Source organism: Pseudomonas sp. No.117, from assembly GCF_054558395.1.
The window spans coordinates 428,221-453,303 of the sequence record NZ_BAAJNP010000002.1 but is presented as its reverse complement, the minus strand read 5'-3'; the positions used below and the strand labels follow the sequence as shown (position 1 = coordinate 453,303).

Sequence of the window (25,083 nt, the reverse complement as noted above, 5' to 3'; positions counted from 1 at the left end):
CAGCACCAGGGCCGCGCCTGAGCTTTGGCAGGTTTGGCTGAGCGCAGCGAAGCCCAACGGAGCTGCGGTTCTGGGCGGAAATGTTGGGCTTCGACAGTGGAGCCGTCTCAGCCCAACCTACGCGCTGAAAGCCCCCTCTTCCCGCGGGAGAGGGGTGGGGTGAAAGCGCGTTTCGCCGCGAAGCCCCCAGTGGAAAAGGCTGCGCCGTTTTCCACGCTACGGTTCTGTTGGGCTTCGACGGTGGAGCCTTCTCGACCCAACCTGCGTGCTGAAAGCCCCCTCTCCCTGTGGTAGAGGGCTGGGGTGAGGGTGCGCTTCGCCGCGAAGCCCCCAGTGGAAAAGGCTGCGCCGTTTTCCACGCTACGGTTCTGTTGGGCTTCGACGATGGAGCTGTCTCGACCCAACCTACGCGCTGAAAGCCCCCTCTGCCTGTGGGAGAGGGCTGGGGTGAGGGTGCGCTTCGCCGCCAAGCCCCCAGTGGAAAAGGCTGCGCCGTTTTCCACGCTACGGTGCTGTTGGGCTTCGACGATGGAGCTGTCTCAACCCAACCTACGGTCGATCCGCCGTAGGTTGGGTTGAGCGTAGCGAAGCCCAACAGCGCCGAGATTAGGCGTGTGGGGTGGCGACGGCGTGACTCAACCGCCCAGATAGGCCTTGCGTACGTCCGGGTTGGCCAGCAGCTCGGCGCCGCTGTCTTGCATGACGATGCGGCCGTTTTCCAGCACGTAGCCACGGTCGGCGAGCTTGAGCGCCTGGTTGGCGTTCTGCTCGACGAGGAACACCGTCACCCCATCCTGGCGCAGCTGTTCGATGATCTCGAAGATCTGCTGGATGATGATGGGGGCCAGCCCCAGCGAGGGTTCGTCGAGCAGCAGCAGGCGCGGCTGGCTCATCATGGCGCGGCCGATGGCGAGCATCTGCTGTTCGCCGCCGGACATGGTGCCGGCGCGTTGCGCATAGCGTTCCTTGAGCCGCGGGAAGAGGCCGAGGACCTTGTCCAGCTGGCGGTCGTAGGCCTCCTTCTCGGTGAAGAAGCCGCCCATGGCCAGGTTCTCTTCCACCGTCAGGCGGGCGAACACCCGGCGGCCTTCCGGGACCACGGCGATGCCCTTGCGCATGATCTGCGCGGTGTCCTGGCCGACCAGTTCCTCGCCTTCGTAGCGGATGCTGCCGCTGTGGGCGCGCGGGGTGCCGCAGAGGGTCATCAGCAGGGTGGACTTGCCGGCGCCGTTGGCGCCGATCAGGGTGACGATCTCGCCCCGGTTCACCTGCACGCTGACGCCGTGCAGGGCCTGGATCTTGCCGTAGAAGGTTGAGACGTTGTCGAACTGCAGCATGGAGGTGTCCATCAGGATTCGCCCAGGTAGGCCTTGATCACGTCGGGATTGTTGCGGATCTGCTCCGGCGTCCCGTCGGCCAGGGGGGTGCCCTGGTTGATCACCACGATGTGGTCGGAAATGCTCATCACCAGGTGCATGTCGTGCTCGATCAGCAGCACGGTGACGCCATGTTCGGCGCGCAGCAGGGCGATGAGCGCCTTGAGGTCCTCGGTCTCGCGCGGGTTGAGGCCGGCGGCCGGCTCGTCGAGCATGAGGATCTGCGGGCGGGTCATCATGCAACGGGCGATTTCCAAGCGGCGCTGCTGGCCGTAGGCGAGGTTGCCGGCGTTGCGATTGGCGAACTCGGTGAGGTTGACCTGTTCCAGCCAGAAACGCGCGTAGTCCATGGCCTCGGCCTCGCTCTTGCGGAAGGCCGGGGTCTTGAACAGGCCGGCCAGGAAGCCGGTGTTGAGGTGGCGGTGCTGGGCGACCAGCAGGTTCTCCACCGCGGTCATTTCCTTGAACAGGCGGACGTTCTGGAAGGTGCGCACCACGCCCTTGCGGGCGATCTTGTGCCCGGGCAGGCCCTGGATGGCCTCGCCGCGCAGCAGGATCTCGCCGCCGCTGGGGCGGTAGAAGCCGGTCAGGCAGTTGAACACCGTGGTCTTGCCGGCGCCGTTGGGGCCGATCAGGGAGACCACCTGGCCCTGCTCCACGCGGATGTTGACGCCGTTGACGGCCAGCAGGCCGCCGAACCTCATGGACAGGCCGGTGACATCGAGAAGGGCTTGGCTCATTTGCGCAACTCCAGGTGCGGGCGTTGCATCGGGAGCAGGCCTTGCGGACGCCAGATCATCATCACGACCATCAGCAGGCCGAACATCAACATGCGGTATTCGCTGAACTCACGCATCAGCTCCGGCAACAGGATCATCACGATGGCCGCGAGGATCACGCCGAGCTGGGAGCCCATGCCGCCCAGCACCACGATGGCCAGGATGATGGCCGACTCGATGAAGGTGAAGGATTCCGGCGACACCAGGCCCTGGCGGGCGGCGAAGAAGCTGCCGGCGAACCCGGCGAAGCAGGCGCCCAGGGTGAAGGCCGAGAGCTTGATCAGCGTCGGGTTCAGCCCCAGGGCGCGGCAGGCGATCTCGTCTTCGCGCAGGGCTTCCCAGGCGCGGCCAATGGGCATGCGCAAGAGGCGGTTGATGACGAACAGGGTCAGCAGCACCAGCAACAGGGCGATCAGGTAGAGGAAGACCACCTTGTATTCGGAGTTGTAGGGGATGTTGAAGTACTCGTGGAAGGGCGTCATGCCCTCCGGCGCGCGCCGCTCGAAGGTCAGACCGAACAGGGTCGGCTTCTCGATGCCGCTGATGCCGTTGGGGCCGCCGGTCCATTCGGTGAGGTTGCGCAGGAGGATGCGGATGATCTCGCCGAAGCCCAGGGTGACGATGGCCAGATAGTCGCCGCGCAGGCGCAGCACCGGGAACCCGAGCAGGAAGCCGAACAGCGCGGCCATCAGGCCGGCCAGCGGCAGGCAGACCCAGAAGCCCAGGCCGTAGTAGTGCGAGAGCATGGCGTAGGTGTAGGCGCCGACGGCGTAGAAGCCGACGTAGCCCAGGTCCAGCAGGCCGGCCAGGCCCACCACGATGTTCAGGCCGAGGCCGAGCATCACGTAGATCAGGATCAGGGTGGCGATGTCCACCGCCCCCCGCGAGCCGTAGAAGGGCCATACCAGGGCGACCAGGATCAGCGCCAGGATCACCCAGCGCTGGGTCTTGGGCTCGGTGAGCCTGCTGCCCAGGCCGGTCTGCGGCAGCTGCAGGCCGCCGCTGCGGCGCCAGCCGGCGGTGAGCGGGTCACGCACCAGTTGCCAGACGAACATCAGCACCGCGGCCATGGCCACGGTCCAGAGGGTGCGCGGCGTGGCACCGTGCACTTCCAGGTTGACGCCGACCGTCTCCAGCTTGAGTCCGAGGATGGGATAGGCGACGGCCAGCACCAGCAGGGCGCTGAAGAAGGCGGTTCTCAGACGGGCACTCATACTTTTTCCACCTCGGGACGGCCGAGGATGCCGGTGGGACGGAACAGCAGCACCAGCACCAGCAGGCTGAAGGCCACCACGTCCTTGTACTGATCGCCGAAGACATCGGCGCCGAAGGCTTCGGCCACACCGAGCACCAGGCCGCCGAGCATGGCGCCGGGGATGCTGCCGATGCCGCCCAGCACCGCCGCGGTGAAGGCCTTGATGCCGGCGAGGAAGCCCAGGCTGGGATTGATAACGCCGTACTGGATGCCCAGCAGCACCGCCGCCACGGCCGCCAGGGTGGCGCCGATGACGAAGGTCAGGGCGATGATGCCGTTGGTGTTGATGCCCAGCAGGTTGGCCATCTTGATGTCCTCGGCGCAGGCGCGGCAGGCGCGGCCCAGGCGGGAGCGGGAGATGAACCAGGTCAGGCCGAGCATGGTGAGCAGGGTGACGATGAAGATCAGCACCTGGACGTAGGAAATCACCACGCCGTTCATGGCGTCGGTGCCGATGATGAAGTTGCCCGGCAGCAGGTTGGGGATCGACTTGTCCTTGGAATCCTGGGCCAGCAGCACCCAGTTCTGCAGGAAGATCGACATGCCGATCGCCGAGATCAGCGGGATCAGGCGGTTACCGCCGCGCAGTGGGCGATAGGCGATGCGTTCGATGCTGTAGCCATAGGCACTCGCGATGACGATGCTGGCGGCGAAGGCGGCGAGCATGACGATGGGCAGGCTGTGGATGCCCAGCATGGCGAGGCCGGCGATGGCGATGAAGGCCACGTAGGAGCCGATCATGTACACCTCGCCATGGGCGAAGTTGATCATGCCGATGATGCCGTAGACCATGGTGTAGCCGATGGCGATCAGGGCATAGGTGCTGCCGACCGTGAGGCCGTTCACCAGCTGTTGCAGGTAGTGGTAGAACTCGGGCATGGGTGTCTCCAGGGGACCTCTGCGCACTTCTGGTGCGGGTCCCAGGCCTCGGATGGAGGCGGATAAACGAAGCCCACTGCCGAATGGCAGTGGGCTTCGGTGTTACGGGCAGGGCTTACTTGGCTTCGGTCTTGGTGCCGTCGGCGTGCCACTCGTAGACCACGAACTCGAAGTTCTTCAGGTCGCCCTTGTCGTCGAACGCCAGCTCACCGGTGGGGGTGTTGAAGGTGTTGGCGCGCAGGGCCTTGGCCACGTCCTCGGGCTTCTCGTCGCCGGCCTTCTGGATGCCTTCGGCGATGACCTGCACGGCGGCGTAGGAGGGGAACACGAAGGGACCGCTCGGATCCTGCTTCTTGTCCTTGAACGCCTGGACCAGCGCCTGGTTCTTGGGATCCTGGTCGAAGGAGCGCGGCAGGGTGACCAGCAGGCCTTCGGAGGCCTTGCCGGCGATGGCGGAGATGGAGCTGTTGCCCACGCCTTCCGGACCCATGAACTTGGCGGTCAGGCCTTTCTCGGCGGCCTGACGCAGGATCAGGCCCAGCTCGGGGTGGTAGCCGCCGTAGTAGACGAAGTCGACGTTGGCCTGCTTGAGCTTGGCGATCAGCGAGGAGAAGTCCTTGTCGCCAGAGTTGATGCCTTCGAACACGGCGACCTTGATGCCGGCCTTGTCCAGGGTCTGCTTGACCGCGGTGGCGATGCCTTCACCGTACTGCTGCTTGTCGTGGATGACCGCGACCACCTTCGGCTTGACGTGCTCGACGATGAACTTGCCGGCGGTCGGGCCCTGCATGTTGTCCAGGCCGATGGTACGGAAGATCAGCTTGTAGCCACGGTTGGTGATGTCGGGGCTGGTCGCCGCCGGGGTCACCATCAGGATGCCTTCGTCCTCATAGATGTCGGAGGCGGGCTGGGTAGAGCTGGAGCACAGGTGGCCGACGACGAACTTGACGCCATCGTTGACGATCTTGTTGGCAACCGCTACGGCTTGCTTGGGATCGCAGGCGTCGTCGTAGATCACGCCCTCGAGCTGCTTGCCCTTGACGCCGCCGGCCTTGTTGATCTGCTCGATGGCCATCTGGGCACCGATGAACTCCATGTCGCCGTACTGGGCGACCGGACCGGTCTTGGGACCGGCCAGGCCGATCTTCAGGGTGTCGGCTGCCAGGCTGTGGCTGGCCATGCCGGCCAGTGCCAGGGCCGCGACCAGGCGGGAGAAACGCAGGGTTGCCTTGTTCATGAGTGCTCCACTCGGAATGCTTTATTAATGAGGCAGTTGGACGCGAAAGTGTGCCGATTTTGTTCTGTATGACGCGCAGCGCAGTTTAATCACCGTCTGTTCGTCTTGGAAAGCTGGCGACGACAACTTGTCGGATCTGTCTGCCGCCCATCCGGGCGCTCGGCAAGCGAGGGGGCTGGCGGTAGAATCCGCCCTTTTCGCGAGGCCCGCACCATGACCGATCACGCAACGCGTTACGCCACCCTGCTCGGGCAGACCGCCGCCATCGGCTGGGAAGAATTGCAACCGCATTTTGCGCGGGGCGTGCTGCTGGAAGTGGCGCCGGAACTGGACCTCATCGAAGCAGCCATCGCCGTGACCGAGGACGACGCTGCCCGGGTCGGGCTATGGCTGCAGCAGGGGCACCTGGCCAAGGTCGACGAAGCCCGGGCGCGGCGTCGGCTGGAGGCGCCGGAGGTGGCGCTGTGGGCGGTGGTGGTGGCGCCCTGGGTGCTGATGCAGGAGCGTCCGGCCGAGCGCGCGGCGGACTGAAACGCCAAGGGCCCGCGTCAGGCGGGCCCTTGGCTGGACGCTGACGCTCAGCGTTCGCTGTCGAGATCGCGCAGCTGGTGTTCGCCGTAGCGGTCACCCGCCACCGCGCCGGGCGGCAGCAGTCGTTCCAGTTCGGCGCGATCCGCAGCGCTCAGGGTCAGGTCCAGGGCACCGAGGGATTCGTCCAGCTGGTCGCGGCGCCGGGCGCCGATCAGCGGCACGATGTCCTCGCCCTGGGCGGCGACCCAGGCGACTGCCAGCCGGGCCGGGGTGGTGCCCCGCTGTTCGGCGAACCGCTGCAGGCCTGCCACCAGTGCCAGGTTGCGCTCCACGTTGCCCGGCTGGAAGCGCGGGCTGTGGGCACGGAAGTCGCCCTGGCCCTTGGGCGCCTTCCAGTGACCGCTGAGCAGGCCACGGGAGAGCACGCCATAGGCGGTGATGCCGATGCCCAGTTCGCGACAGGTCGGCAGGATCTCGGCCTCGATGCCGCGCGAGACCAGCGAGTACTCGATCTGCAGGTCGCAGACCGGATGCACCGCGGCGGCCCGCCGTAGGGTCTGCGGGCCCACTTCTGAGAGGCCGATGTGGCGGATGTAGCCGGCCTGCACCAGCTCGGCGAGGGCGCCCATGGTGTCTTCGATGGGTACCTGGCGATCCAGGCGCGCCGGCCGATAGATGTCGATATGGTCCACGCCCAGACGCTTGAGGCTGTAGGCGACGAAATTCTTGATCGCCGCCGGCCGGGTGTCGTAGCCCAGCCACTCGCCGCCGGGACCGCGCAGGGCGCCGAACTTGACGCTGATCAGCGCCTGCTCCCGCCGACCGCGCAGGGCTTCGCCCAAGAGCAGTTCGTTGTGGCCCATGCCATAGAAGTCACCAGTGTCGAACAGGGTGATGCCGCGCTCCAGGGCGGCGTGGACGGTGGCGATGGCCTCGCCGCGGTCGGCGTTGCCATAGAGATCGGACATGCCCATGCAGCCCAGACCGAGGGTGGATACCGACGGGCCCTGGCGGCCCAAGCGACGCTGTTGCATGAGGGATACCTCGTGAAGGGATGAGCCTTCACTCTAGCCATGAGCACGCTGTGCGATAATCCGGTCTCGACACAACAACCTGTTCGCCTGGCCGTACAGTGGGGATTCGATGAACCTGGATGATCTGGCCGCCTTCGCCGCCGTGGCCGAGGCGCGCAGCTTTCGCGGAGCGGCCTATCGGCGCGGGGTGGCGGCCTCGTCGCTGAGCGATGCAGTCCGCCGCCTGGAACGCGAGTTGGAGGTGCGGCTGCTGCATCGCACTACCCGTAGCGTGACGCCCACCGATGCCGGCCAGCGCCTGCTGGAGCGCCTGGCCCCGGCCCTGCGCGAAGTGCACGAAGCGCTGGACGCCATCAATGCCGAGGGCGCGAGTCCGGTGGGCAGCCTGAGGCTCAATGTGCCCACCATCGTCGCCCGGGTCTTGCTACCGCCACTGCTGGGGCCCTTTCTGGCGGCCTATCCCGGTATCCGCCTGGAGGTGGTGGCGGACGATCGCCTCATCGATGTGCTGGCGGCCGGCTACGACGCCGGGGTGCGCTATGACGAGCACCTGGAGGGCGACATGATCACCGTGCCCTTGGGTCCGGCCAGCCAGAGATTCGCCGTGGCCGCCGCGCCGGCCTACCTGGCGCGCCATGGCGTACCGCGGCATCCGGCCGATCTCCAGGGCCACTCCTGCATCGGGCATCGTTTCGCCAGCGGCCTGGTGGCGCCCTGGAGCTTCGAGCGCGGCAGCGAGCGTGTGCAGATCCAGCCCGGGCAGCGGCTGCTGGCATCCACCCTGGACCTGGAACTGCAGGGCGCCCTGGAGGGCATCGGCCTGATCTGCTCCTTCGCCGACTACCTGGCCGAGCCCCTGGCGGACGGTCGCCTGGTGGAGGTGCTGGCGGACTGGTCCAGCCCTTTCCCCGGTCCACGCCTCTACTATGCGGATCGCCGCCACCTGCCAGCGCCGCTACGCGCCTTCGTCGCCTTTCTGCGTGAGCGTCACGGCTAGGCGAGGGTGCCGGGCGCCGTTACCCTGGGGGCTTGTCTGTCGTCTGGAGTCCCCATGACGTTCGCGTTTTCCCGCCCGCAGGTACGACCCTCATGATCATCGGCACCGCCGGCCACATCGACCACGGCAAGACCGCGCTGATCCAGGCCCTGACCGGCATCGCCGGGGATCGGCGCCGCGAAGAGCAGGCGCGCGGCATCACCATCGACCTGGGCTACGTCTATGCCGACCTGGGCGATGGCCAGCTCACCGGCTTCATCGACGTGCCCGGCCACGAGCGCTTCGTGCACAACATGCTGGCCGGGGCCAGTGGCCTGGACCTGGCCTTGCTGGTGGTGGCCGCCGACGATGGGGTCATGCCGCAGACCCGCGAGCACCTGGCGATCCTCGAGCTGCTCGGTATCCCCCGGGCCCTGGTCGCCCTGACCAAGGCCGACCGGGTAGGCGCGGAGCGTCTCGCGGCGGTGCGGCAGGAGGTCAGCGCGCTGCTCGCCGGCGGTCCCTTCGCCGAAGCGACCCTGTATCCGGTGGCCAGCCCCAGCGGCGCGGGGATCCCCGCGCTGCGCGCCGCCCTGCTCGCGGCCCTGGACCAGGAGCGCGAACGCAATACCCGGGGTGGCTTCCGCCTGGCGGTGGACCGGGTATTCAGCGTCGCCGGGGCCGGGGTGGTGGTCACCGGCACCGCCTTTGCCGGCCAGGTGGCGGTGGGCGACGAACTCATCCTCACCCCACGCGGCCAGCGGCTGCGGGTGCGTGGCCTGCATGCGCAGAATCGTGCCGCTGAGACGGCCCATGCCGGCCAGCGCGTTTCCCTCAATCTGGCCGGCGAGCGCCTGAGCACCGACAGCATCGCCCGTGGCGACTGGCTGGTGGCCGAGGCGCTGCATGCGCCGACCACGCGCATCGACGTCGAACTCCGGCTGCTGCCTGGCGAGGCACGCAACCTGGCCCACTGGACGCCGGTGCACGTGCACCTCGGCGCCCAGGATCTCACCGGTCGCGTCGCCCTGCTGGAGGGCGACAGCCTGGCGCCGGGCGCCAGGGCCCTGGTGCAACTGGTGCTCAATGCACCGCTGCACGGGGTGCATGGCGATCGCCTGGTGCTGCGCGACCAGTCCGCCCAGCGCACCCTGGGCGGCGCCCGGTTGCTCGATCCCTTTGCCCCGGCGCGCCACCGGCGTACGCCCCAGCGCCTGGCGCAACTCCAGGCGCTGCGCCAGGGCGGCCTGGAGGAAGCCTTGCCCGAGCTGCTGGCCCAGGCCGACGGCGGCCTCGATCCGCGCCTGCTGGCCCGTCAGTTCAACCGGCCCGAGGGCGACTGGCAGCTGCCGGCGGATAGCCTGAGGGTGGAGACGCGAGTCGGTCCCCGGCTGTTCGCCTTGCCACTGTGGCAGGCGGCCCTGCTCCGGTTGAGCGAGACCCTCGCCACCTTCCACCTCGAGCAACCCGACGAACTGGGTCCGGATCGCGATCGCCTGCGCCGCATCGCCACGCCGGAGCTGGAACGCGCCGTCTATCTGGCCCTGCTGGAGACGGCCCTGGCCGAGGGACGGCTGCAGAGCAGCGGTCCCTGGCTGCACCTGCCCGATCACCGGGTGCGACTCACCGCGGCGGAGGAGGGGCTCAAGGCCCGGCTCTGGCCGCTGCTGGAAGCCCAGCGCTTCGACCCGCCCTGGACCCGCGACCTGGCCAAGGCCCTCGGCCAGCCGGAGGCCGAGGTCCGGCTCTTGCTGCGCAAACTGGCCCGGCTGGGGGAACTGACCCAGGTGGTCAAGGATCTCTTCTATCCCCAGGCGAGCCTGGAAGCCGCCGCGCGCGAGGCCTTGCGCCTGGAGCTCGAAGCCGGGATCATTCGCGCCGCGGCCTTCCGCGATGCCCTCGGCATCGGCCGCAAGCGCAGCATCCAGATCCTCGAATGCCTGGATCGCATCGGTTTCACCCGTCGCTTCGGCGACGAGCGCCGGGTCCGCCCGGACAGCGCCTGGGCCCGCGCGGCCGAGGGCTAGCGCAACAGAGGAAGGCAATCACGCCCGGTGGCGTGGCCGGGCTTCAAACCCGGTTGGGGACGGCAGCCGTTCCCGGGTGGGTTCGACTCCCACTGCCTTCCGCCATTTTTGGTTTGAGTTCAGGCACTTTCGCTGAAGTTCTAAACGTTGAGTTCGTTTATTGCTAACTTTTGATATGAAAAAGTAGTCGAAATGTGTATGAGTGTAGTTGATCTTTTTTGATTTGTGTTTATGATGATTTATTCGGTCATATACTGTGTACTTCTGCGGTTATTTGCTTGTATAAAGATCTCACGTAAATGCGGATCTATCTGGTTTGGGTTTTTATGGATTGAATTCAATGAAATTGGAATACTTGGCAATTATTTCTTCAGATAGCTCTTTTTGTCAAAACAGTAACGCTTTTAAAAGTTTGTTGCAGTCTGATTCAGAAATAAAAATTCAAGGGAAAAAGATAATTTATAAGTCTTTTAATGTGGATTTTGAGCTGCAGGAGGGTTTCAATGAGGAAAAAAAGCACCGCTTTTTTCATATCCGATTAAAAGCGGCATCTGAATCAGTTGAAGAATTTGCAAGATTAGGGAGGGCTATAAAAAAAGTATTGGGATTGGCCTCGGGTGTAAGTGTGCAGGTTCTCTGGGATGATATAAGTTTTCATTATTCCAATAATAGCTATCCGCTAATACATGAGATTGAGAATCTCATGAGGAAGCTGATAACTAAATTTATGCTAACCAATGTCGGGCTTGGTTGGGCGAAGGAAACAATTCCTGAGGAGGTAAAAAAAAGTTCTAGAGCTGGTTTGGCGGATGGTAACAATAACTATCTGTATGAAGTTGATTTTATTCAGCTGTCTGATTTTCTGTTTAATGAATACAGAACCTTGGATTTGAATGCTTTGGTCAAAGTTATATCAGAGATAGGGACAGATACCATTAGTGTTAGAGAGATTTCTGATTTTATCCCTAAATCAAATTGGAAGAGATATTTTGAGCCTTATGTAGATTGCGATGCCGGGTACCTGCAGTCAAGATGGCAAAAGCTATATGAGCTGAGGTGCAAGATTGCTCATAATAATTCCTTTAATAAGTCGGAATATGAGCAAACTGAAAAGCTTGCTAATGAGGTCAAAGAGAAACTTCTGAAAGCAATTGAGTCGCTTGATGCTATCTCTGTGCCAGAAGATGATAGAGAAGAGTTGGCTGAAAGTGTGGCCGTCCATGTAAGCTCTGGGTATGCAACGTTTATTCATAAATGGAGAATGGTAGAAGGGGTTTCGATAGATATCTTGAAGAAAGTCGGGGTTATGCCATCCAAAGCATATATTAAAGGTGTTGTAAGTACCTATTCGGTGTTTAATAATTTGATACAGAGAGGGCTTATCACGGCCGCGGTGTACAATAAGATAAGGCAGTTGCAAAAGATAAGGAATATTATTGTGCATGAGGGAGGGCGACCATTTACAGCGACGGAGCTCACGCTATTGATAAAAGATATAGATGAGCTTATTGAGGAATTATATAAATGTTCTCTCTCGGTGGAGTCGCCTCCAGATGTGTCTGGAGGACAAGGTGACGAAGAAAATAATTAGCTAAATTTGTATGTAAAAAATTTCAATAATTTTATTTAAAGCGCTTTTTAATTTAATATACATCCTTCAGATATCTCTTCTGTTCGCTTATCCCGCGCACATAGTCGGCGGCGGCCTCGTCGCTGAGGCGGCCGTGGCGGGCTACCACCTGGCGCAGGGCCTGGTCGACGTCCTTGGCCATGCGGCTGGCGTCGCCGCAGACGTAGACGCGGGCGCCGTCCTGCAGCCAACGCCAGACCTCGGCGCCGCGTTCCCTCAGGCGATCCTGCACATAGATCTTCTCGGCCTGGTCGCGGGAGAAGGCCAGGCTGAGTTCGCTCAGGGTGCCGTCGCGCTGGAAGGCGGCCAGTTCGTCGCGATAGTAGAAGTCGTGGGCGGCGTGCTGTTCGCCGAAGAACAGCCAGTTGCGGCCGCTATCGCCCCGGGCACGGCGCTCGTGGAGAAAGCCGCGGAAGGGCGCGATGCCGGTGCCGGGGCCGATCATGATCAGCGGTACGTCGCCTTGCTCCGGCAGGCGGAAATGGCGCGCGGGCTGGATGTGGACCTCGGTGGTGGCGTCTTGCAGGCGATCGGCGAGGAAGGTGGAGGCCACGCCCTTGCGCGTGCCGTAGCGGACCGCCGAGACGGTGAGGTGCACCTGGCCGGCGTGGGCCAGGGGGCTGGAGGCGATGGAGTAGAGGCGCGGCTGCAGGCGCTTGAGGCTGCCGAGCAACTCCTCGGCGGCGAGGCGCGCGGGAAAGCTGGCGAGGACATCGGCCAGTTGCCGGCCCCACAGCCAGCTTTTCAGTTCGTCGCGGGACGCCAGCAGGGCATGGCAGTCGGCATGGCCGCTGCGTTCGGCCACCAGGGCCAGGGTTTCGTTGCTGGGGCGGGCGACCTCGTAGTGCTCGGCCAGTGCCTGGCGCAGGGCCAGCTCGCCGACCTTGGGCACCCTGACCGGCTGTTCACCGTCGAGCCCGGCCAGGCTCAGGATCTCGTCCACCAGCGCGGGACAGTTGCGCGCCCGGACGCTGAGGGCATCACCGGCTTGGTAATCCAGGGACTGCTCGCTTTCGAAGCCGAACAGCCGGACCTCCTTGTTGGAGCCGGCGCCGTTGAGGCGCTGGTTGATGACCAGGCGTGCCGGCACCGGGGTGGGACGCTTCGTAGAGGTTGCACTGGCGACCGGGGCGCTGCTGGCGGCAGGCGCCAGTAGCTTTTGCAGCCCGGCCAGCCAGGCGTCGGCGCGGTCGTGACCGTCGGCATCGCAGTCGAGCCGCGCGCAGAGACGACGGGCGCCGAGTTCGGCCAGGCGGGTATCGAGGCGCTGGCCGTGGCCGCAGAACTGGTCGTAGGTGGAGTCGCCCAGGGCCAGCACCGCGTAGTCCAGCTCGGCGAGCGAGGTGTCGAGGCGACTGAGCCCTTGCCAGAAGGCCTGGCCGTTGTCCGGGGCGTCGCCGTCGCCGAAGGTGCTGCTGACCAGCAGGGCGCGCCGGGCACCGCTCAGGCGCTCCACCGCGTAGCCGGCCATGTCGTGCAACTCCACCGCCAGCCCCGCTTCCCGTAGCCGGCTGGCGCAGTGCTCGGCCAGGGCTTCGGCGCTACCGGTCTGGGAGGCCCAGAGCACCACCAGGTCGGCCGGAGCCGTGGGGGCCGGGGCCAGACTGGTGCTCTGGCTGGCGGGCAGGCGGCTGTACAGCCCGGCGAGCAGGCCGTCGAGCCAGAGGCGGGTATCGGCGGCCAGCGGTGCCTGGACCGGCAGGCAGGGCACGCCCTGGATACCCCCATCGCGCAGGCCGTCGAGGAAACCGCCCAGGTAGGTGCGCTCGGCGGCGCTGAGCTGCGGGCGCACAGCGGTCGCGACGCCGGTGAGTTCGGCCAGGCGCTCCAGGGCGGGCCGGTGGGCGTGGTCCAGCGCGGGTTCGTCGGCCGGCAACTGGCGGTGGTCTATGGTGGCGACGCGGGTCAGGCGCACGGCGCAGACCTTGAGTTCCGGCTGCTGGGAGAGCGGGTCGATGGCATCGCTGGTGACGGCGTTGATGGCCAGGTCCGCTCCGTGCACGTCGGCCCAGTGGAAGGGGGCGAAGCAGTTGCCGGGCTGGACCCGGTCGCTGATAGTCACCGGCAAGACGGCGCGCCCACGGCGGGAGGTGATTTCCAGGCGGTCGCCGGCCTTGAGCTCCAGCGCCTGGGCGTCCTGGGGATGCACCTCGACGAAGGGCGCCGGGTTTAGGCGGTTGAGGGCGGCGATCTTGCCGGTCTTGGTCAGGGTGTGCCACTGGTGCTGCAGCCGGCCGGTGTTGAGCACGAAGGGGTAGTCGTCATCGGGCAGTTCCGCCGGGTCCAGGTGCGGCCGGGCGAAGAACTGCGCCTTGCCGTTGGGGGTGGCGAAGTTGAGTGCGGTCGGCTCGCCCGACGCGTCCAGGCGCAGGGTCTGGCTGAGGCCGTCGTTCAGATAGCGGATCGGCTGGCGCGGGGCGCTTTCCGCGTTGGCGCAGGGCCATTGCAGCGGCGTCTCGCGCAGGCGCGCATGGCTGGCGCCGCGCAGGTCGTAGCCGGTCTGGGGATTGTGGAAGTGGGTGATCTCCGCGAACACCTCGGCGGCCGAGGCGTAGGCGAAGTGCTCGCCATAGCCCATCGCGCAGGCCACGTCGGCGACGATCCGCCAATCGGCCCGGGCCTCGCCGGGCGGGCTGACGGCCTGTTGCGCCAGGGTCAGGTTGCGCTCGGAATTGATCTGCACCCCGTCGGCCTCGGCCCAGAGCGCGCCGGGCAGCAGGATGTCGGCGTAGCCGTTGGTCTCGGTGTCGAGGAACGCGTCCTGGGTGATCACCAGTTCGGCGGCCTGGAGGCCCTGGATGACGGTGGCGCGATTGGCCACGCTGGCGACCGGATTGGTGCAGATGATCCAGCAGGCCTTGACGCTGCCGGCGGCCATCTCCTCGAACAGGGCGATGGTGCCCTTGCCCAGGCGGGTGTGCAGGGTGCCCGCCGGCACGCCCCAGGCCTGCTCGACGAAGGCGCGGTCGGCGGCGGACAGCAGGCTGCGCTGGCCGGGCAGGCCGGGGCCCATGTAGCCCATCTCGCGCCCGCCCATGGCGTTGGGCTGGCCGGTGAGGGAGAATGGGCCGCTGCCCGGTCGGCAGAGCTTGCCGGTGGCCAGGTGCAGGTTGCACAGGGCATTGGTGCTCCAGGTGCCATGGGTGCTCTGGTTCAGGCCCATGGTCCAGAGGCTGGTCCATTCGCCGGCCTCGCCGATCCAGCGCGCGGCGGTGCGGATGTCCGCCTCGGCCAGGCCGGTCCCGGCGGCGACGCGTTCCGGGGTGTAGTCGGCGAGAAAGGCCGGCATGGCGTCCCAGCCTGCGGTATGGGCGGCGATGAAGGCTTCGTCGAGATAGCCCTCGGCGTGCAGCAGGTGCAGCAGGCCATTGAGCAGCAGCAGGTCGGTGCCCGCCCGCAGTTGCAGGAACAGATCGGCCTTCTCGGCAGTAGCGGTGCGCCGCGGATCGATGACGATCAGCTTGGCGCCGCGCTTGACCTGGTCCAGCAGGCGCAGGAAGAGGATGGGATGACAGTCGGCCATGTTGGCGCCGCTGACCAGGAAGAGGTCGGCGCGGTCGAGGTCGTCGTAGGAGCCGGGCGGGGCGTCGGCACCCAGGGATAGCTTGTAGCCGGTACCGGCGCTGGCCATGCACAGCCGGGAATTGGATTCGAGCTGGTTGGTGCCGATGAAGCCGCGCGCCAGCTTGCTGACCAGATACTGGGCTTCCAGCGACAGCTGGCCGGAGACATAGAAGGCGATGGCGTCCGGCCCGTCGCGTTCGAGGATGGCGCGCAGCCGCTCGGCGGTGGCGGTGATGGCCTGGTCCATCCCGGTCTGTACCGGTTGGTGGGAGCGGTCGCTTCTACTGTAGGCGTATTCCATGCGGCCGCTGTCCACCAGCGCCTGGTGGCTGGTGCTGCCCTTGGTGCAGAGGCGGCCACGATTGGCCGGATGGTCGCGATCACCACTGACCTTGGTCACCCGGCCGTCTTCCACCTGCATGACGATCCCGCAGCCGACGCCGCAGTAGGGGCAGACGCTCTTGATGTGGGTAGTGGCCATGGCGAGGATCCCTGCAAGACGGAAAGCAAAAAGGCGCCGGTCGCTGTCCCCGAGGGGAAGCGAACACGGCGCCTTTGTCGTGAAGGAGGCGATCGGCGTTGACCGCTCCCGGTAGCCAGGGTTTAGCAAGGCCCGCGCCAGCTTGCCCCTCCTGATCGTGTGAGGGGCATGAAGACTGGCCTGGCGCCGGCTGGACCTGGTCGGCAGGACTCGCCCTGGCTGCCGTGCGGATGCGCCGCGACGGGGCAGGCATGGGCGGTCCTGCACCGTTGTGGTTCCCGTGGGCGACCGCCTGGCCCAGGGCGAAAACTCGCTATCGGCGGCTGCAAGCCGCGCCGGACCTGGTTTTTCCGACGCGGATGCGAAACTGGCACAGCCGATGCAAAAGTCTTGGCAGACCCGCCAATTCGGGTCGCCCGGTCGATCAACGGCGATCGACTGCCACTGCAGGCGACGGGCACGGAACAGAGCCAAGGGCTCTTCCGCACAGAGAACAGGCAAAGGCGCCTGAGACCGCAAGGTTTCAGGCGCCTTTTTTATTGCCGCGAATCAACCTGATTGGCCTCGGCCGGGGGATAGCCTCCATGAACAGCATCGTGACCCGCAAAGAACGCCTGATCGTCGTCGGCAACGGCATGGTCGGTCACCACCTCGTCGAGCAACTGCTGGCCGCCGGCGCCCTGGATCACTACGAGATCCACGTCTTCGGCGAAGAGCGCCAGCGCGCCTACGACCGGGTGCACCTCTCCGAATACTTCGCCGGTCGCGACGCCGAATCCCTGGCCATGAGCGAAGCCGGCCTCTATGCGGTAACCGGCCTGGTGCTACACCTGGGCTGCGCGGTGACCGCCATCGACCGCGCGCAGCGCGAGGTGCTGACCGCCGCCGGCGCCTTCGGTTACGACCGCCTGGTGCTGGCCACCGGCTCCTATCCCTTCGTGCCGCCCATCGAGGGCGCCGAGGGTGATTCGCGCCTGGTGTACCGCACCCTGGATGACCTGGACACCATCCGCCTGGCCGCCGCCAAGGCCCGCCGTGGCGTGGTGGTGGGCGGCGGCCTGCTGGGCCTGGAAGCGGCCAACGCCCTGAAATCCCTGGGGCTGGAAGCCCACGTAGTGGAATTCGCCCCACGGCTGATGCCGGTGCAACTGGACGACCTGGGCGGCGCTGCGCTCCGGCAGCGCATCGAAGACCTGGGTGTGGGCGTGCACCTGTCCAAGGCCACCCAGAACATTACCGCCGGCAGCGAGTACCGCTACCGCATGAACTTCGCCGGCGAGGATTTCCTCGAGACCGACCTGGTGCTGTTCTCCGCCGGTATCCGCCCCCAGGATGCCCTGGCCCGTGGCTGCGGCCTGGAAATCGGCCCGCGCGGCGGGGTGGCGGTGGACAATCTCTGCCTGACCAGCGACCCCGTCATCTACGCCATCGGCGAGTGCGCCGCCTGGAACGGCAGCATCTTCGGCCTGGTCGCTCCCGGCTACCAGATGGCGCGCCTGGTCTCCGCCGAACTCTGCCACGGCCAGAGCAGCCCCTTCACCGGTGCCGACATGTCCACCAAGCTCAAGCTGCTCGGCGTGGACGTGGGCTCCATCGGTGATGCCCACGGCGCCACCCCGGGTGCGCGCAGCTATCGCTACATCGATGAGGCCAGCGCCAGCTATCGCCGCCTGGTGGTCTCCGCCGATGGCAAGCAGGTGCTGGGCGCCGTGCTGGTGGGTGACAACAGCTACTACGACACCCTGCTGCAATATGCCCAGAACGGCATCCCGCTGCCCCAGGACCCGGCCAGCCTGATCATGCCGGTGGGCGAGGGCGCCCCGACCCTGGGCGCCGATGCCTTGCCGGCCACCGCCACCCTCTGCTCCTGCCACAACGTCACCAAGGGCGCCGTCTGCGCCGCCATCGACGCCGGCTGCACCGACCTGGCTGGTATCAAGAGCTGCACCAAGGCCGCTACCGGCTGCGGCGGTTGCGCGGCGCTGGTCAAACAGGTGTTCGAGCACGAGCTGCTGGCGCGCGGCGTGGAAGTCGACAAGAGCCTCTGCGAGCACTTCGCCCATACCCGCCAGGAGCTCTACCACCTGGTCCGCGTCGAAGGCATCGAGAGCTTCGAGGAGCTGCTGGCGCGGCATGGCCGTGGTCACCATGGCTGCGACATCTGCAAGCCGGCGGTGGCCTCCATCCTGGCCTCCTGCTGGAACGGCTCCATCACTGATCCGCACCTGGTGCCTTTGCAGGACACCAACGACACCTTCATGGCCAACATGCAGAAGAACGGCACCTACTCGGTGGTGCCGCGCATCCCGGGTGGCGAGATCAGCCCGGAAGGCCTGATCGCCATCGGCCAGGTGGCGAAGAAATACGACCTCTACACCAAGATCACCGGCGGGCAGCGCATCGACCTGTTCGGCGCCCAGTTGCACGAGTTGCCGGATATCTGGGGCGAACTGATCGCCGCCGGCTTCGAGACCGGCCATGCCTACGGCAAGTCGACCCGCACGGTGAAGAGCTGCGTGGGTAGCACCTGGTGCCGCTACGGGGTGCAGGACAGCGTCAAGATGGCGCTGGACATCGAGCACCGCTACAAGGGCCTGCGCGCCCCGCACAAGCTCAAGTTCGCCGTCAGCGGCTGCACCCGCGAATGCGCCGAGGCGCAGAGCAAGGACATCGGCGTGATCGCCACCGAGAACGGCTGGAACCTCTATGTCTGCGGCAACGGCGGCATGCGCCCGCGCCACGCCGAGCTGTTCGCCACCGACCTCGACGACGAGACGCTGATCCGCTACATCGACCGCCTGCTGATGTTCTACATCCGCACCGCCGACCGCCTGCAGCGCACCTCGGTGTGGCGCGAGTCGCTAGAGGGCGGGCTGGACTACCTCAAGCAGGTGATCATCGAGGACAGCTTGGGCCTGGCCGCCGAGCTGGAAGCCCAGATGCAACTGGTGGTGGATCGCTACGAGTGCGAATGGGCCAACGCCCTGAGCGATCCCGACAAGCTCAAGCGCTTCCGCACCTTCGTCAACCAGCGCGGTAGCGATCCGGACATCCACTTCGTTAAGGAGCGCGGCCAACGCCGGCCGGCGCGCCAGGACGAACTCCAGCTCATCGCCGTCACCGAGGAGGCCTGACCATGACCCAGACCAATACCGCACGCGCCCTGCAACCCGCCTGGCAACCCCTGTGCAGCCTGGCCGATCTGGTGCCTCAGTCCGGCGTGGTCGCCTTGCACGAGGGGGAGCAGGTAGCGCTGTTCTACCTGCCGGACACCGAGCAGAAGGTCTTCGCCGTGGGCAACCGCGATCCCAAGTCCGGCGCCAACGTCATCGGCCGCGGCATCGTCGGCCACCTCGGCGGTGAGTTGGTGATCGCCTCGCCGCTGTACAAGCAGCATTTCCGCCTGAGCGATGGCGGCTGTTTGGAATACCCCGAGCAGACCTTGCCCACCTGGGCGGTGCGACTGAACGGGGACCGGGTGGAGATCGCCTGAGACGGCTTTGCCCTCACCCCAACCCTCTCCCCGAGGGAGAGGGGGCTCGTAGCGAGTTGAGCGAGACCCGGGCACCTGTAGCCTGGACAACGGCGCAGCCCTTTCCAAGACCGAGCCGAACAGGGTGCTCGGCCCTCACCCCAGCCCTCTCCTGCGGGGAAAGGGGCCGTAGCAAGTTGAGCGTGCCCCTGGCGCCTGTAGCCTGGACAACGGCGCAGCCTTGTCCAGGACCAAACTGAACAGGTTTGGTTGGCCCTCTCCCCAAGGGAGAGGGGGCTCTTGGGCGTGAGCAAGACCCTGGCGCCTGTAGCCCGGACAAGGTGGCCGCCTGGTCCTGGCTCCTGCCGTCCGACTGTTGCACTCCGGGCAGTGCAGCATTGTGCGATCCGTGCTCGCCCAGGGCGGCAAAAGGGCCGCTATGGGTCGATACTCAAGGAGCGGGGCGCTGTCCGCGCCATCCTCGCGTTCGCCCCGCAGGAGGTCTTCATGCGCACGACAAGAACAATTCGCTCCGCGCTGTTCATCGCCTTGCTGCTGGTGCTGGCCACGGTGGCGCTGCTGGAAGGGTGGCGGACGCAGCCGGTGCTGGAACCGGCCTTGCGCGCCGATCCGGTCTGTACCCACGGCTATGCGCCCTATGGTTGTTATCCGGTGCCGGCTCGCGGGGGTGACCTGGGATGGCTGGAGCGGCTCTAGGCGCGATCAGCCTGGCGCTGCCACCGTGGCGAGCAGGGGGGCCAACTGGGCCGCCGCCAAGCCGCTGCCCAGGTAGTCGCCCTGAGCCTCGGCGCACCGCTGGAGGCGCAGCCATTCCAGTTGCGCTGCGCTGTCGACGCCCTCTGCGGCTACCGTCAGGCCCAGCGATCGGCCGAAGGTTATCAGTGCCTGGACGATGGCCGGGTCGAGCGCTCGGCGCTCGTGCTGGAAGAGGAAGCGTCGATCGAGGCGGATCCCGTCCAGCAGCCGGTGACTCAGGAGTTCGAGCGCGGCCGAGCCGCTGCCGAAGTCGATCAGACTGAGCCGTACGCCCAACGCTTTGAGCGCGCTCAACTGCGCCGTTAGCTCGCCAGCGCTGCCTTCCAGCAGGGCTTCGCTGAACTGCAGCTCCAGCCGGTTGGGCGCCAGGCCGCTGCGTTCCAGGGCCTGGGCGACGACCTCCACCAGTGGCGTGCGTCCAGAGAATTGGCGGGCGTTCAAGGGCACGGCGACCTTGAGGGAAGCAGGCCAACCGGCTGCCTCCTCACAGGCGGCCTGGAGTAGCCAGAGCCCCAAGGAAAGACTGAGCCCGCTTTCCTCGGCCAGCGGGAGAAAGGCATCCGGCAGCAATAGCCCCTGCGCCGGATGCGCCCAGCGCAGCTGAGCTTCGAAGCCGCACAGGCTGCTGGTCTCCGGGGCGAAGCGGGGCAGGAAGTAGAGGCGCAGTTGTTCGAGGGGCAGTGCCTGGCGCAGCTCCTGCTCCAGCTGGCGTCTTTGGCTGAGCTGGGCGTCCATTTCTCGAGCATAGAAGCACCAGCGGTTACGCCCGGCGGCCTTGGCCTGATACAGCGCGATGTCGGCCAGGCGTAGCAGCGCGTCGGGCTGGGTAGCCTGGCTGGGCGCCCGGGCGACGCCGATACTGGTGCCGACGCTGACGATCTGCTCTTCCAGCACGATGGGGCGGTTCAACGTGGCCACCAGGCGGACGCAGATCTGCTCGATCATGATCTTGTCCAGCGCCCCTACCAGCACCACGATGAATTCATCGCCGCCCACCCGGGCCACCAGCCCGCCGGGTCTCAGACTGGCCTGCAGGCGCTGGGCGACCTCCTGCAGCACGCGATCGCCGGCGGCATGACCGAGGCTGTCATTGATCGGTTTGAAGCGGTCCAGGTCCAGGCTGAGCAGGGTCAGGTCGGCGGGCTTGCCTGCCAGATGGTTGGCGAGGAATTGCTGTAGGTGCAGGCGATTCGACAAGCCGGTCAGGCTGTCATGCTGAGACAGGTGCTCGATCTCGGCCTGGGCGGTGAAGGCGGCGGTGATGTCGCTGGCGGTGCCACGATAGCCTGCTCCCTTTGGCAGGGGCCGCGCGGTGATCTCGCAGACGCGTGGCTGGCCCAGGCGGTCGCGATAATGACACCTCAGTACCTCACGCTCATCCAGGCGGTCGGCGCTGGCGGCCAGCCAGGCGGCCAGGGTCGTGGTCTCCGGGCTGAACAGTTCGGCGAGAGAGCGGCCGAGCCAGCTATGCGGCGTATTGCCGGTGATCCGGGCGAAGCGCTCGGAGAGATAGGAAAGGCGGCCCTCGGCGTCGACCTCCCAGAGCCAATCGGACGCCGCCTCGGCCAGATCGCGGAATCGCTGTTCGCTACGGGTCAGCTCCGCCTCGTTGGCCACCAGCACATCGAATTGCTCATCCAGCTGGCGGGCCGAACTCAAGGCGTGGCGAATCAGCAGGGCCAGCACCAAGGCCAGCGTCAGCGCCCCAGCGAGGAACAGGGGCAGGGTCTGGTGCAGCAGGTGGGCGCCGGGCTGAGGCGGATGCCAGTTCAGCAGCCAGGAAGAATTCAGCATCCGCATGGATTCGAAGCCGGCCAGTGGCTCGTGGGACGGCTGCAGGTCCGGCAGGCCGTAGGTTTCGCTGAGATGGTCCAGCTTGGCCTGGTCGAGCACGTTGACGAACAGCATCACCGATGGGGTACCGGGTATCGGTGCCACGCTGTAGGCATTGCCGGTGGTGATGGTCGCGGCGGCGACCAGGGCCGGTATGCCGCCTACGCTGAACAGGCGCACCAGGCTTTCGCTTTCCCCGGGATGGCCGCGTGCGGCCGCCAGCAATTCGGTCAGATCGCCGTCCAGCCATTGCCCGATGGGCGCTGCCGAGGGCAGGCCGTTGATGACGGCGTAGACGGTGCGATCCTGGGCATTCAGGACGAAAACGCCGTTGTAGCCATACAGCTCGTAGGGAATATCGCCGACGTTGCGCTCATCGTTGGCCCAGAACAGGTCGACCTTCAGGTGCAGGTTCTTGTAGGCCTCGCCCCACTTGGCGTAATTGATGATGTTGTGGGCGATCTCGTATTGCACCTGACCCAGGGTGCGGGCGATGTATTTCTGCGCGCGCTGCTGCACATCGGCGTCCTGGCTGGTGGCGGTCTTGACCAGCAGGTAGCAGCCGAGGCCGAGCAGGATCGGCAGGGCACAGATGACCGGGAACAGCCGGAGCAACAGCTGGTGACTGCGGCGGGTGGCGATGGGGGCTGACGACATGGCGAACCTGAACGAGGCTGGACGAACGGCCGGCGCGTGCACCCTGGTCAAGCTCGGCGCGGTGCGACCTGGCCCGGGGCCATTATCCGCAACGTCGGGTTGACGTCTTTACGCCATCGGACCGGGGGCGGCTGCGAGCCGCCCGGACGGTCGACCGCTCAGGGACGCGGCGGGTAGCGGGTCAGCAGTTCGTTGATCAGCCGGCCGAAGGCGGCGCTGCGCTGCGCCGGGGTTGCGCCCTGGTCGTCCATCAGCCGTTCCTCGCTGGCGCGCCAGACCAGCTTGCCGTCGCGGCCGTCGAGTAGGTCGAGCTGGACGGTCATCACCGGGTAGGTCACGGTCTGGGTACGGACGTAGCCAGGCCCCCAGGGACCCGGTCCCCAGCCGGGGCCCCAGGGGCCGCCCCAGCCACCGCCCCAGTAGGGATCGCTGTAGCTGAAGCTCTGCTGGCGCTGGTCGAGGATCACGTACAGCTTGACCTTCAGGTCCGCGCGGGTACCGCCAGCCGCCGGCCGCAGGCCGCGCTGGTCGAGGCCGCCGCTGACCGCCTCGCGCAGGCGCTGCTCGGTGAGGTCGCTGCGGATACGCGGGTCGTTGGGGCGGTACTCGATGGCCGGGTCCACCCAGCCCCAGCTACGATAGGCCGCGAAGTCGCGGCTGGCATCGTAGTCCAGATTGCGGGGTCCCTGCTCGGCACAGGCCGCCAGCAGCAGGATCGAAAGCAGCAGGAGACAGCGTTTCATGGGTAATCCTCTGGGTGAGGGGGCCAGTCTGCTTGGACTGGCTTAAGGTCGACTTATCCCCTCAACTCGGCGGATAGTTGGCCAGCACGCGGCGGGTGGTGTCGCGCAGGGCGCGGGCACGTTCGCCGGTGCTGCCGCCGGCGGCCTGCTCGGCGGCCGAGTGCCAGAGCACGCGCCCGCTGGCGGGATCCAGCAGTTCCACGTCCAGGACATCCACCAGGAAAGTCCGGGTGCGGGTCCGCGCCTGGCCGACGGTGGCGCCATAGCCGGGGCCGTAGCCATAGGGGCCATAGCCGCCATAGCCATAGTTGGTGTCGTAGTAGTCGGTGTACTGCTCGGTGCGCTGTTGCTGGGTGAAGCGCGCGCGCACCTGCAGATCGGCGCGGGTGCCGCCCAGGGCCGGGCGCAGGCCGCGCTGGTCGAGGCCATCGGCCACGGCCTGTTGGACGGTCTGGCCATCCAGGGCGCCGCTGACCACCGCCGCGCCGGGTGCCCAGGCCCAGGTCCGATAGCGACTCCAGTCCAGGGGCGCAGCCGGATAGGCGGCCGGGTCCTGCTGCGGCAGAACCGGCACCGCCGCCTCGGGCAGGCTGCTGGCGACATAGGGATTGGGGCTCTGGCAACCGGCCAGGGCGAGCAGCGTGAGCGACAGGCACAGCAGGGGGCGACGCATGACCAGCTCCTCGAAGGAATGCCTGGGCCAGAGCATACCGTGCCCGGCGCTATCCTGCCTTAGCCTGGCAGAGCCAGTGCAGATAGCGCCCCAGGCCGGCGAAGGCGGGATGGCGACGATGCGCCAGTTCCATGGCCACCAGTTCCTCGCCGTCGGCGCGGGCCTGGAAGTCGGGGGGCATGTAGTCGTGGAACACCCGTACGCCGCTGCGCGCCTGGATCTGCCAGTGGGGCGCCAGCCAGCGTTCCACCTCGCGCGGATCGAGGGGCTGCTGCGGCGTGAGGCCACGGCCCTCGCCAGCGTAATGGCCGCGCCTGAGCTTGCGGAAATGGCCCTTGAGCAGGTTGCGGTAGATCAGGGCGTCGCGGTTGTAGAAGGCCAGCGACAGCCAGCCATCGGCGGCCAGGTTGCGCTGCAGCGTCGGCAGGATGGCCGTGGGCGTCTCCAGCCATTCCAGCACCGCATGGCACAGCACCAGGTCGAAGGGTTCGGCGAAGAGGGGCAGCTCCTGCCAGGGCAGGGGCAGCCAGTCGGCCGCGAGTCCGGCGGCGGCGAAGGCCTCCTGGGCACCGGCAAGCATGGGCGCCGAGGGCTCGGCCAGGGTCACGGCATGGCCCTGCTGGGCCAGCCAGAGACTCATGTGGCCGAGCCCGGCGCCGATGTCCAGTACCCGTAGCGGGCGTGGCGGCAACACCTCGCTGAGATCGGCCTGCAACACTGCCAGGCGGATGGCACCCTTGGTGCCGCCATAGATGTTGGCGGCGAAACGGGTCGCGCGGTCGTCGAAGAAGGTATCGCTCATGGCAGGAAGCGCCGCTCGTTGTCGGCCAGCTTGGCCAGCACCGCCTGTTCCACGTCCAGCTCCAGCTCGCTGCCCAGTTGCAGCAGATAGAGCAGGACGTCAGCGATCTCCTGGCCGGCGTGTTCGCGCTCGGCCGGGCTCAAGGCACGGGCTTCGGCATCGCTCTTCCACTGGAAGATCTCCACCAGCTCGGCCATCTCGACGCTGGCGGCCAGCGCCAGGTTCTTGGGGTTGTGATAGCGCCGCCAGGCGTTGGCATCGCGGATGGCATGCAGGCGGGTGAGCAGGGCGGGGAGGTCCATGGGCGTCCGGGCGTTCGACAAAATGTCATTGTCCCATGCCGGGCGGAGACGGGCG

At 66.3% G+C, this 25,083-nt stretch carries 19 protein-coding genes and 1 tRNA gene; 8 read left to right on the top strand and 12 right to left on the bottom strand.

Annotation, left to right across the window (positions count from 1 at the left end):
- Positions 1–635: 635 nt before the first annotated feature.
- The 5 genes from ACYJP6_RS05560 to ACYJP6_RS05540 all read right to left on the bottom strand — a co-directional run bounded on the left by ACYJP6_RS05560 (position 636) and on the right by ACYJP6_RS05540 (position 5,526).
- A complete protein-coding gene (locus ACYJP6_RS05560; protein ID WP_459474040.1) occupies positions 636–1,337 on the bottom strand; it encodes an ABC transporter ATP-binding protein in 702 nt (233 codons plus the stop codon).
- Between the two features lie 11 nt (positions 1,338–1,348).
- On the bottom strand, positions 1,349–2,116 hold the full coding sequence (gene livG, locus ACYJP6_RS05555) for a high-affinity branched-chain amino acid ABC transporter ATP-binding protein LivG (RefSeq protein WP_459474039.1): 768 nt from the start codon (positions 2,114–2,116) through the stop codon (positions 1,349–1,351).
- The gene (locus tag ACYJP6_RS05550; protein ID WP_459474038.1) at positions 2,113–3,369 is read right to left on the bottom strand and encodes a high-affinity branched-chain amino acid ABC transporter permease LivM; all 1,257 of its coding nucleotides are present in this window, start codon (positions 3,367–3,369) and stop codon (positions 2,113–2,115) included. The genes livG and ACYJP6_RS05550 overlap by 4 nt, the downstream gene beginning before the upstream one ends.
- Positions 3,366–4,289: a high-affinity branched-chain amino acid ABC transporter permease LivH gene (livH, locus tag ACYJP6_RS05545; RefSeq protein ID WP_059226430.1), complete on the bottom strand. Its 924-nt coding sequence runs from the start codon at positions 4,287–4,289 to the stop codon at positions 3,366–3,368. The genes ACYJP6_RS05550 and livH overlap by 4 nt, the downstream gene beginning before the upstream one ends.
- A gap of 115 nt (positions 4,290–4,404) precedes the next feature.
- Positions 4,405–5,526, bottom strand: a complete 1,122-nt coding sequence (locus ACYJP6_RS05540) for a branched-chain amino acid ABC transporter substrate-binding protein (protein ID WP_459474037.1) — start codon at positions 5,524–5,526, stop codon at positions 4,405–4,407.
- Positions 5,527–5,739: 213 nt separating this feature from the next.
- Here ACYJP6_RS05540 and ACYJP6_RS05535 point away from each other — a divergent pair, with 213 nt between their 5' ends.
- Complete coding sequence (locus tag ACYJP6_RS05535; RefSeq protein ID WP_459474035.1) at positions 5,740–6,057, top strand: DUF2288 domain-containing protein; 318 nt, start codon at positions 5,740–5,742, stop codon at positions 6,055–6,057.
- A gap of 47 nt (positions 6,058–6,104) precedes the next feature.
- Here the strand turns inward: ACYJP6_RS05535 and ACYJP6_RS05530 are convergent, their stop codons facing one another.
- Positions 6,105–7,091 (bottom strand): aldo/keto reductase, encoded by a 987-nt coding sequence (locus ACYJP6_RS05530; protein ID WP_459474033.1) that lies wholly within the window; start codon positions 7,089–7,091, stop codon positions 6,105–6,107.
- A gap of 109 nt (positions 7,092–7,200) precedes the next feature.
- Here ACYJP6_RS05530 and ACYJP6_RS05525 point away from each other — a divergent pair, with 109 nt between their 5' ends.
- The 4 genes from ACYJP6_RS05525 (at position 7,201) to ACYJP6_RS05510 (ending at position 11,685) form a co-directional block, all read left to right on the top strand.
- A complete protein-coding gene (locus ACYJP6_RS05525) occupies positions 7,201–8,088 on the top strand; it encodes a LysR family transcriptional regulator (RefSeq protein ID WP_459474031.1) in 888 nt (295 codons plus the stop codon).
- Between the two features lie 92 nt (positions 8,089–8,180).
- Positions 8,181–10,094, top strand: coding sequence for a selenocysteine-specific translation elongation factor (selB, locus tag ACYJP6_RS05520; RefSeq protein ID WP_459474029.1), 1,914 nt, complete (start codon positions 8,181–8,183; stop codon positions 10,092–10,094).
- 9 nt (positions 10,095–10,103) lie between these two features.
- Positions 10,104–10,199: transfer RNA gene (locus ACYJP6_RS05515), tRNA-Sec, on the top strand.
- A 235-nt stretch (positions 10,200–10,434) separates the two neighbouring features.
- On the top strand, positions 10,435–11,685 hold the full coding sequence (locus ACYJP6_RS05510; RefSeq protein WP_459474028.1) for a hypothetical protein: 1,251 nt from the start codon (positions 10,435–10,437) through the stop codon (positions 11,683–11,685).
- A gap of 52 nt (positions 11,686–11,737) precedes the next feature.
- On the opposite strand, the gene ACYJP6_RS05505 is transcribed toward ACYJP6_RS05510, so the two are convergent.
- Entirely contained in the window at positions 11,738–15,769 is a 4,032-nt protein-coding gene (locus ACYJP6_RS05505) for a molybdopterin-dependent oxidoreductase (protein WP_459474026.1), read from the bottom strand.
- A 584-nt stretch (positions 15,770–16,353) separates the two neighbouring features.
- Here ACYJP6_RS05505 and nirB point away from each other — a divergent pair.
- From nirB to ACYJP6_RS05490, 3 genes are all read left to right on the top strand, one after another.
- Positions 16,354–18,903, top strand: coding sequence for a nitrite reductase large subunit NirB (gene nirB, locus ACYJP6_RS05500; protein WP_459474024.1), 2,550 nt, complete (start codon positions 16,354–16,356; stop codon positions 18,901–18,903).
- Positions 18,904–18,905: 2 nt separating this feature from the next.
- Positions 18,906–19,262 (top strand): nitrite reductase small subunit NirD, encoded by a 357-nt coding sequence (nirD, locus tag ACYJP6_RS05495; protein WP_459474022.1) that lies wholly within the window; start codon positions 18,906–18,908, stop codon positions 19,260–19,262.
- Between the two features lie 486 nt (positions 19,263–19,748).
- Complete coding sequence (locus tag ACYJP6_RS05490) at positions 19,749–19,958, top strand: hypothetical protein (RefSeq protein WP_145004492.1); 210 nt, start codon at positions 19,749–19,751, stop codon at positions 19,956–19,958.
- Between the two features lie 6 nt (positions 19,959–19,964).
- On the opposite strand, the gene ACYJP6_RS05485 is transcribed toward ACYJP6_RS05490, so the two are convergent.
- From ACYJP6_RS05485 to ACYJP6_RS05465, 5 genes are all read right to left on the bottom strand, one after another.
- A complete protein-coding gene (locus ACYJP6_RS05485) occupies positions 19,965–22,508 on the bottom strand; it encodes a bifunctional diguanylate cyclase/phosphodiesterase (RefSeq protein ID WP_459474020.1) in 2,544 nt (847 codons plus the stop codon).
- 158 nt (positions 22,509–22,666) lie between these two features.
- Entirely contained in the window at positions 22,667–23,251 is a 585-nt protein-coding gene (locus tag ACYJP6_RS05480) for a DUF4136 domain-containing protein (RefSeq protein ID WP_459474018.1), read from the bottom strand.
- A 61-nt stretch (positions 23,252–23,312) separates the two neighbouring features.
- Positions 23,313–23,924 (bottom strand): DUF4136 domain-containing protein, encoded by a 612-nt coding sequence (locus tag ACYJP6_RS05475; protein WP_459474016.1) that lies wholly within the window; start codon positions 23,922–23,924, stop codon positions 23,313–23,315.
- A gap of 49 nt (positions 23,925–23,973) precedes the next feature.
- On the bottom strand, positions 23,974–24,726 hold the full coding sequence (locus ACYJP6_RS05470; protein WP_459474014.1) for a methyltransferase domain-containing protein: 753 nt from the start codon (positions 24,724–24,726) through the stop codon (positions 23,974–23,976).
- Positions 24,723–25,028, bottom strand: a complete 306-nt coding sequence (locus ACYJP6_RS05465) for a nucleotide pyrophosphohydrolase (RefSeq protein ID WP_459474012.1) — start codon at positions 25,026–25,028, stop codon at positions 24,723–24,725. Before ACYJP6_RS05465 ends, ACYJP6_RS05470 begins: the two co-directional genes overlap by 4 nt.
- Between the last annotated feature and the right edge of the window lie 55 nt (positions 25,029–25,083).

Excerpts from the sequence above, each read along its gene's own strand:
- ACYJP6_RS05465 (WP_459474012.1), bottom strand. The coding sequence starts at position 25,028 with ATGGACCTCCCCGCCCTGCTCACCCGCCTGCATGCCATCCGCGATGCC.
- ACYJP6_RS05550 (WP_459474038.1), bottom strand. The coding sequence starts at position 3,369 with ATGAGTGCCCGTCTGAGAACCGCCTTCTTCAGCGCCCTGCTGGTGCTG.
- ACYJP6_RS05485 (WP_459474020.1), bottom strand. The coding sequence starts at position 22,508 with ATGTCGTCAGCCCCCATCGCCACCCGCCGCAGTCACCAGCTGTTGCTC.
- nirB (WP_459474024.1), top strand. The coding sequence starts at position 16,354 with ATGAACAGCATCGTGACCCGCAAAGAACGCCTGATCGTCGTCGGCAAC.
- ACYJP6_RS05470 (WP_459474014.1), bottom strand. The coding sequence starts at position 24,726 with ATGAGCGATACCTTCTTCGACGACCGCGCGACCCGTTTCGCCGCCAAC.
- ACYJP6_RS05540 (WP_459474037.1), bottom strand. The coding sequence starts at position 5,526 with ATGAACAAGGCAACCCTGCGTTTCTCCCGCCTGGTCGCGGCCCTGGCA.
- ACYJP6_RS05505 (WP_459474026.1), bottom strand. The coding sequence starts at position 15,769 with ATGGCCACTACCCACATCAAGAGCGTCTGCCCCTACTGCGGCGTCGGC.
- ACYJP6_RS05480 (WP_459474018.1), bottom strand. The coding sequence starts at position 23,251 with ATGAAACGCTGTCTCCTGCTGCTTTCGATCCTGCTGCTGGCGGCCTGT.
- ACYJP6_RS05490 (WP_145004492.1), top strand. The coding sequence starts at position 19,749 with ATGCGCACGACAAGAACAATTCGCTCCGCGCTGTTCATCGCCTTGCTG.
- livG (WP_459474039.1), bottom strand. The coding sequence starts at position 2,116 with ATGAGCCAAGCCCTTCTCGATGTCACCGGCCTGTCCATGAGGTTCGGC.
- ACYJP6_RS05510 (WP_459474028.1), top strand. The coding sequence starts at position 10,435 with ATGAAATTGGAATACTTGGCAATTATTTCTTCAGATAGCTCTTTTTGT.
- ACYJP6_RS05475 (WP_459474016.1), bottom strand. The coding sequence starts at position 23,924 with ATGCGTCGCCCCCTGCTGTGCCTGTCGCTCACGCTGCTCGCCCTGGCC.
- ACYJP6_RS05530 (WP_459474033.1), bottom strand. The coding sequence starts at position 7,091 with ATGCAACAGCGTCGCTTGGGCCGCCAGGGCCCGTCGGTATCCACCCTC.
- ACYJP6_RS05535 (WP_459474035.1), top strand. The coding sequence starts at position 5,740 with ATGACCGATCACGCAACGCGTTACGCCACCCTGCTCGGGCAGACCGCC.
- livH (WP_059226430.1), bottom strand. The coding sequence starts at position 4,289 with ATGCCCGAGTTCTACCACTACCTGCAACAGCTGGTGAACGGCCTCACG.
- ACYJP6_RS05525 (WP_459474031.1), top strand. The coding sequence starts at position 7,201 with ATGAACCTGGATGATCTGGCCGCCTTCGCCGCCGTGGCCGAGGCGCGC.
- selB (WP_459474029.1), top strand. The coding sequence starts at position 8,181 with ATGATCATCGGCACCGCCGGCCACATCGACCACGGCAAGACCGCGCTG.
- ACYJP6_RS05560 (WP_459474040.1), bottom strand. The coding sequence starts at position 1,337 with ATGCTGCAGTTCGACAACGTCTCAACCTTCTACGGCAAGATCCAGGCC.
- nirD (WP_459474022.1), top strand. The coding sequence starts at position 18,906 with ATGACCCAGACCAATACCGCACGCGCCCTGCAACCCGCCTGGCAACCC.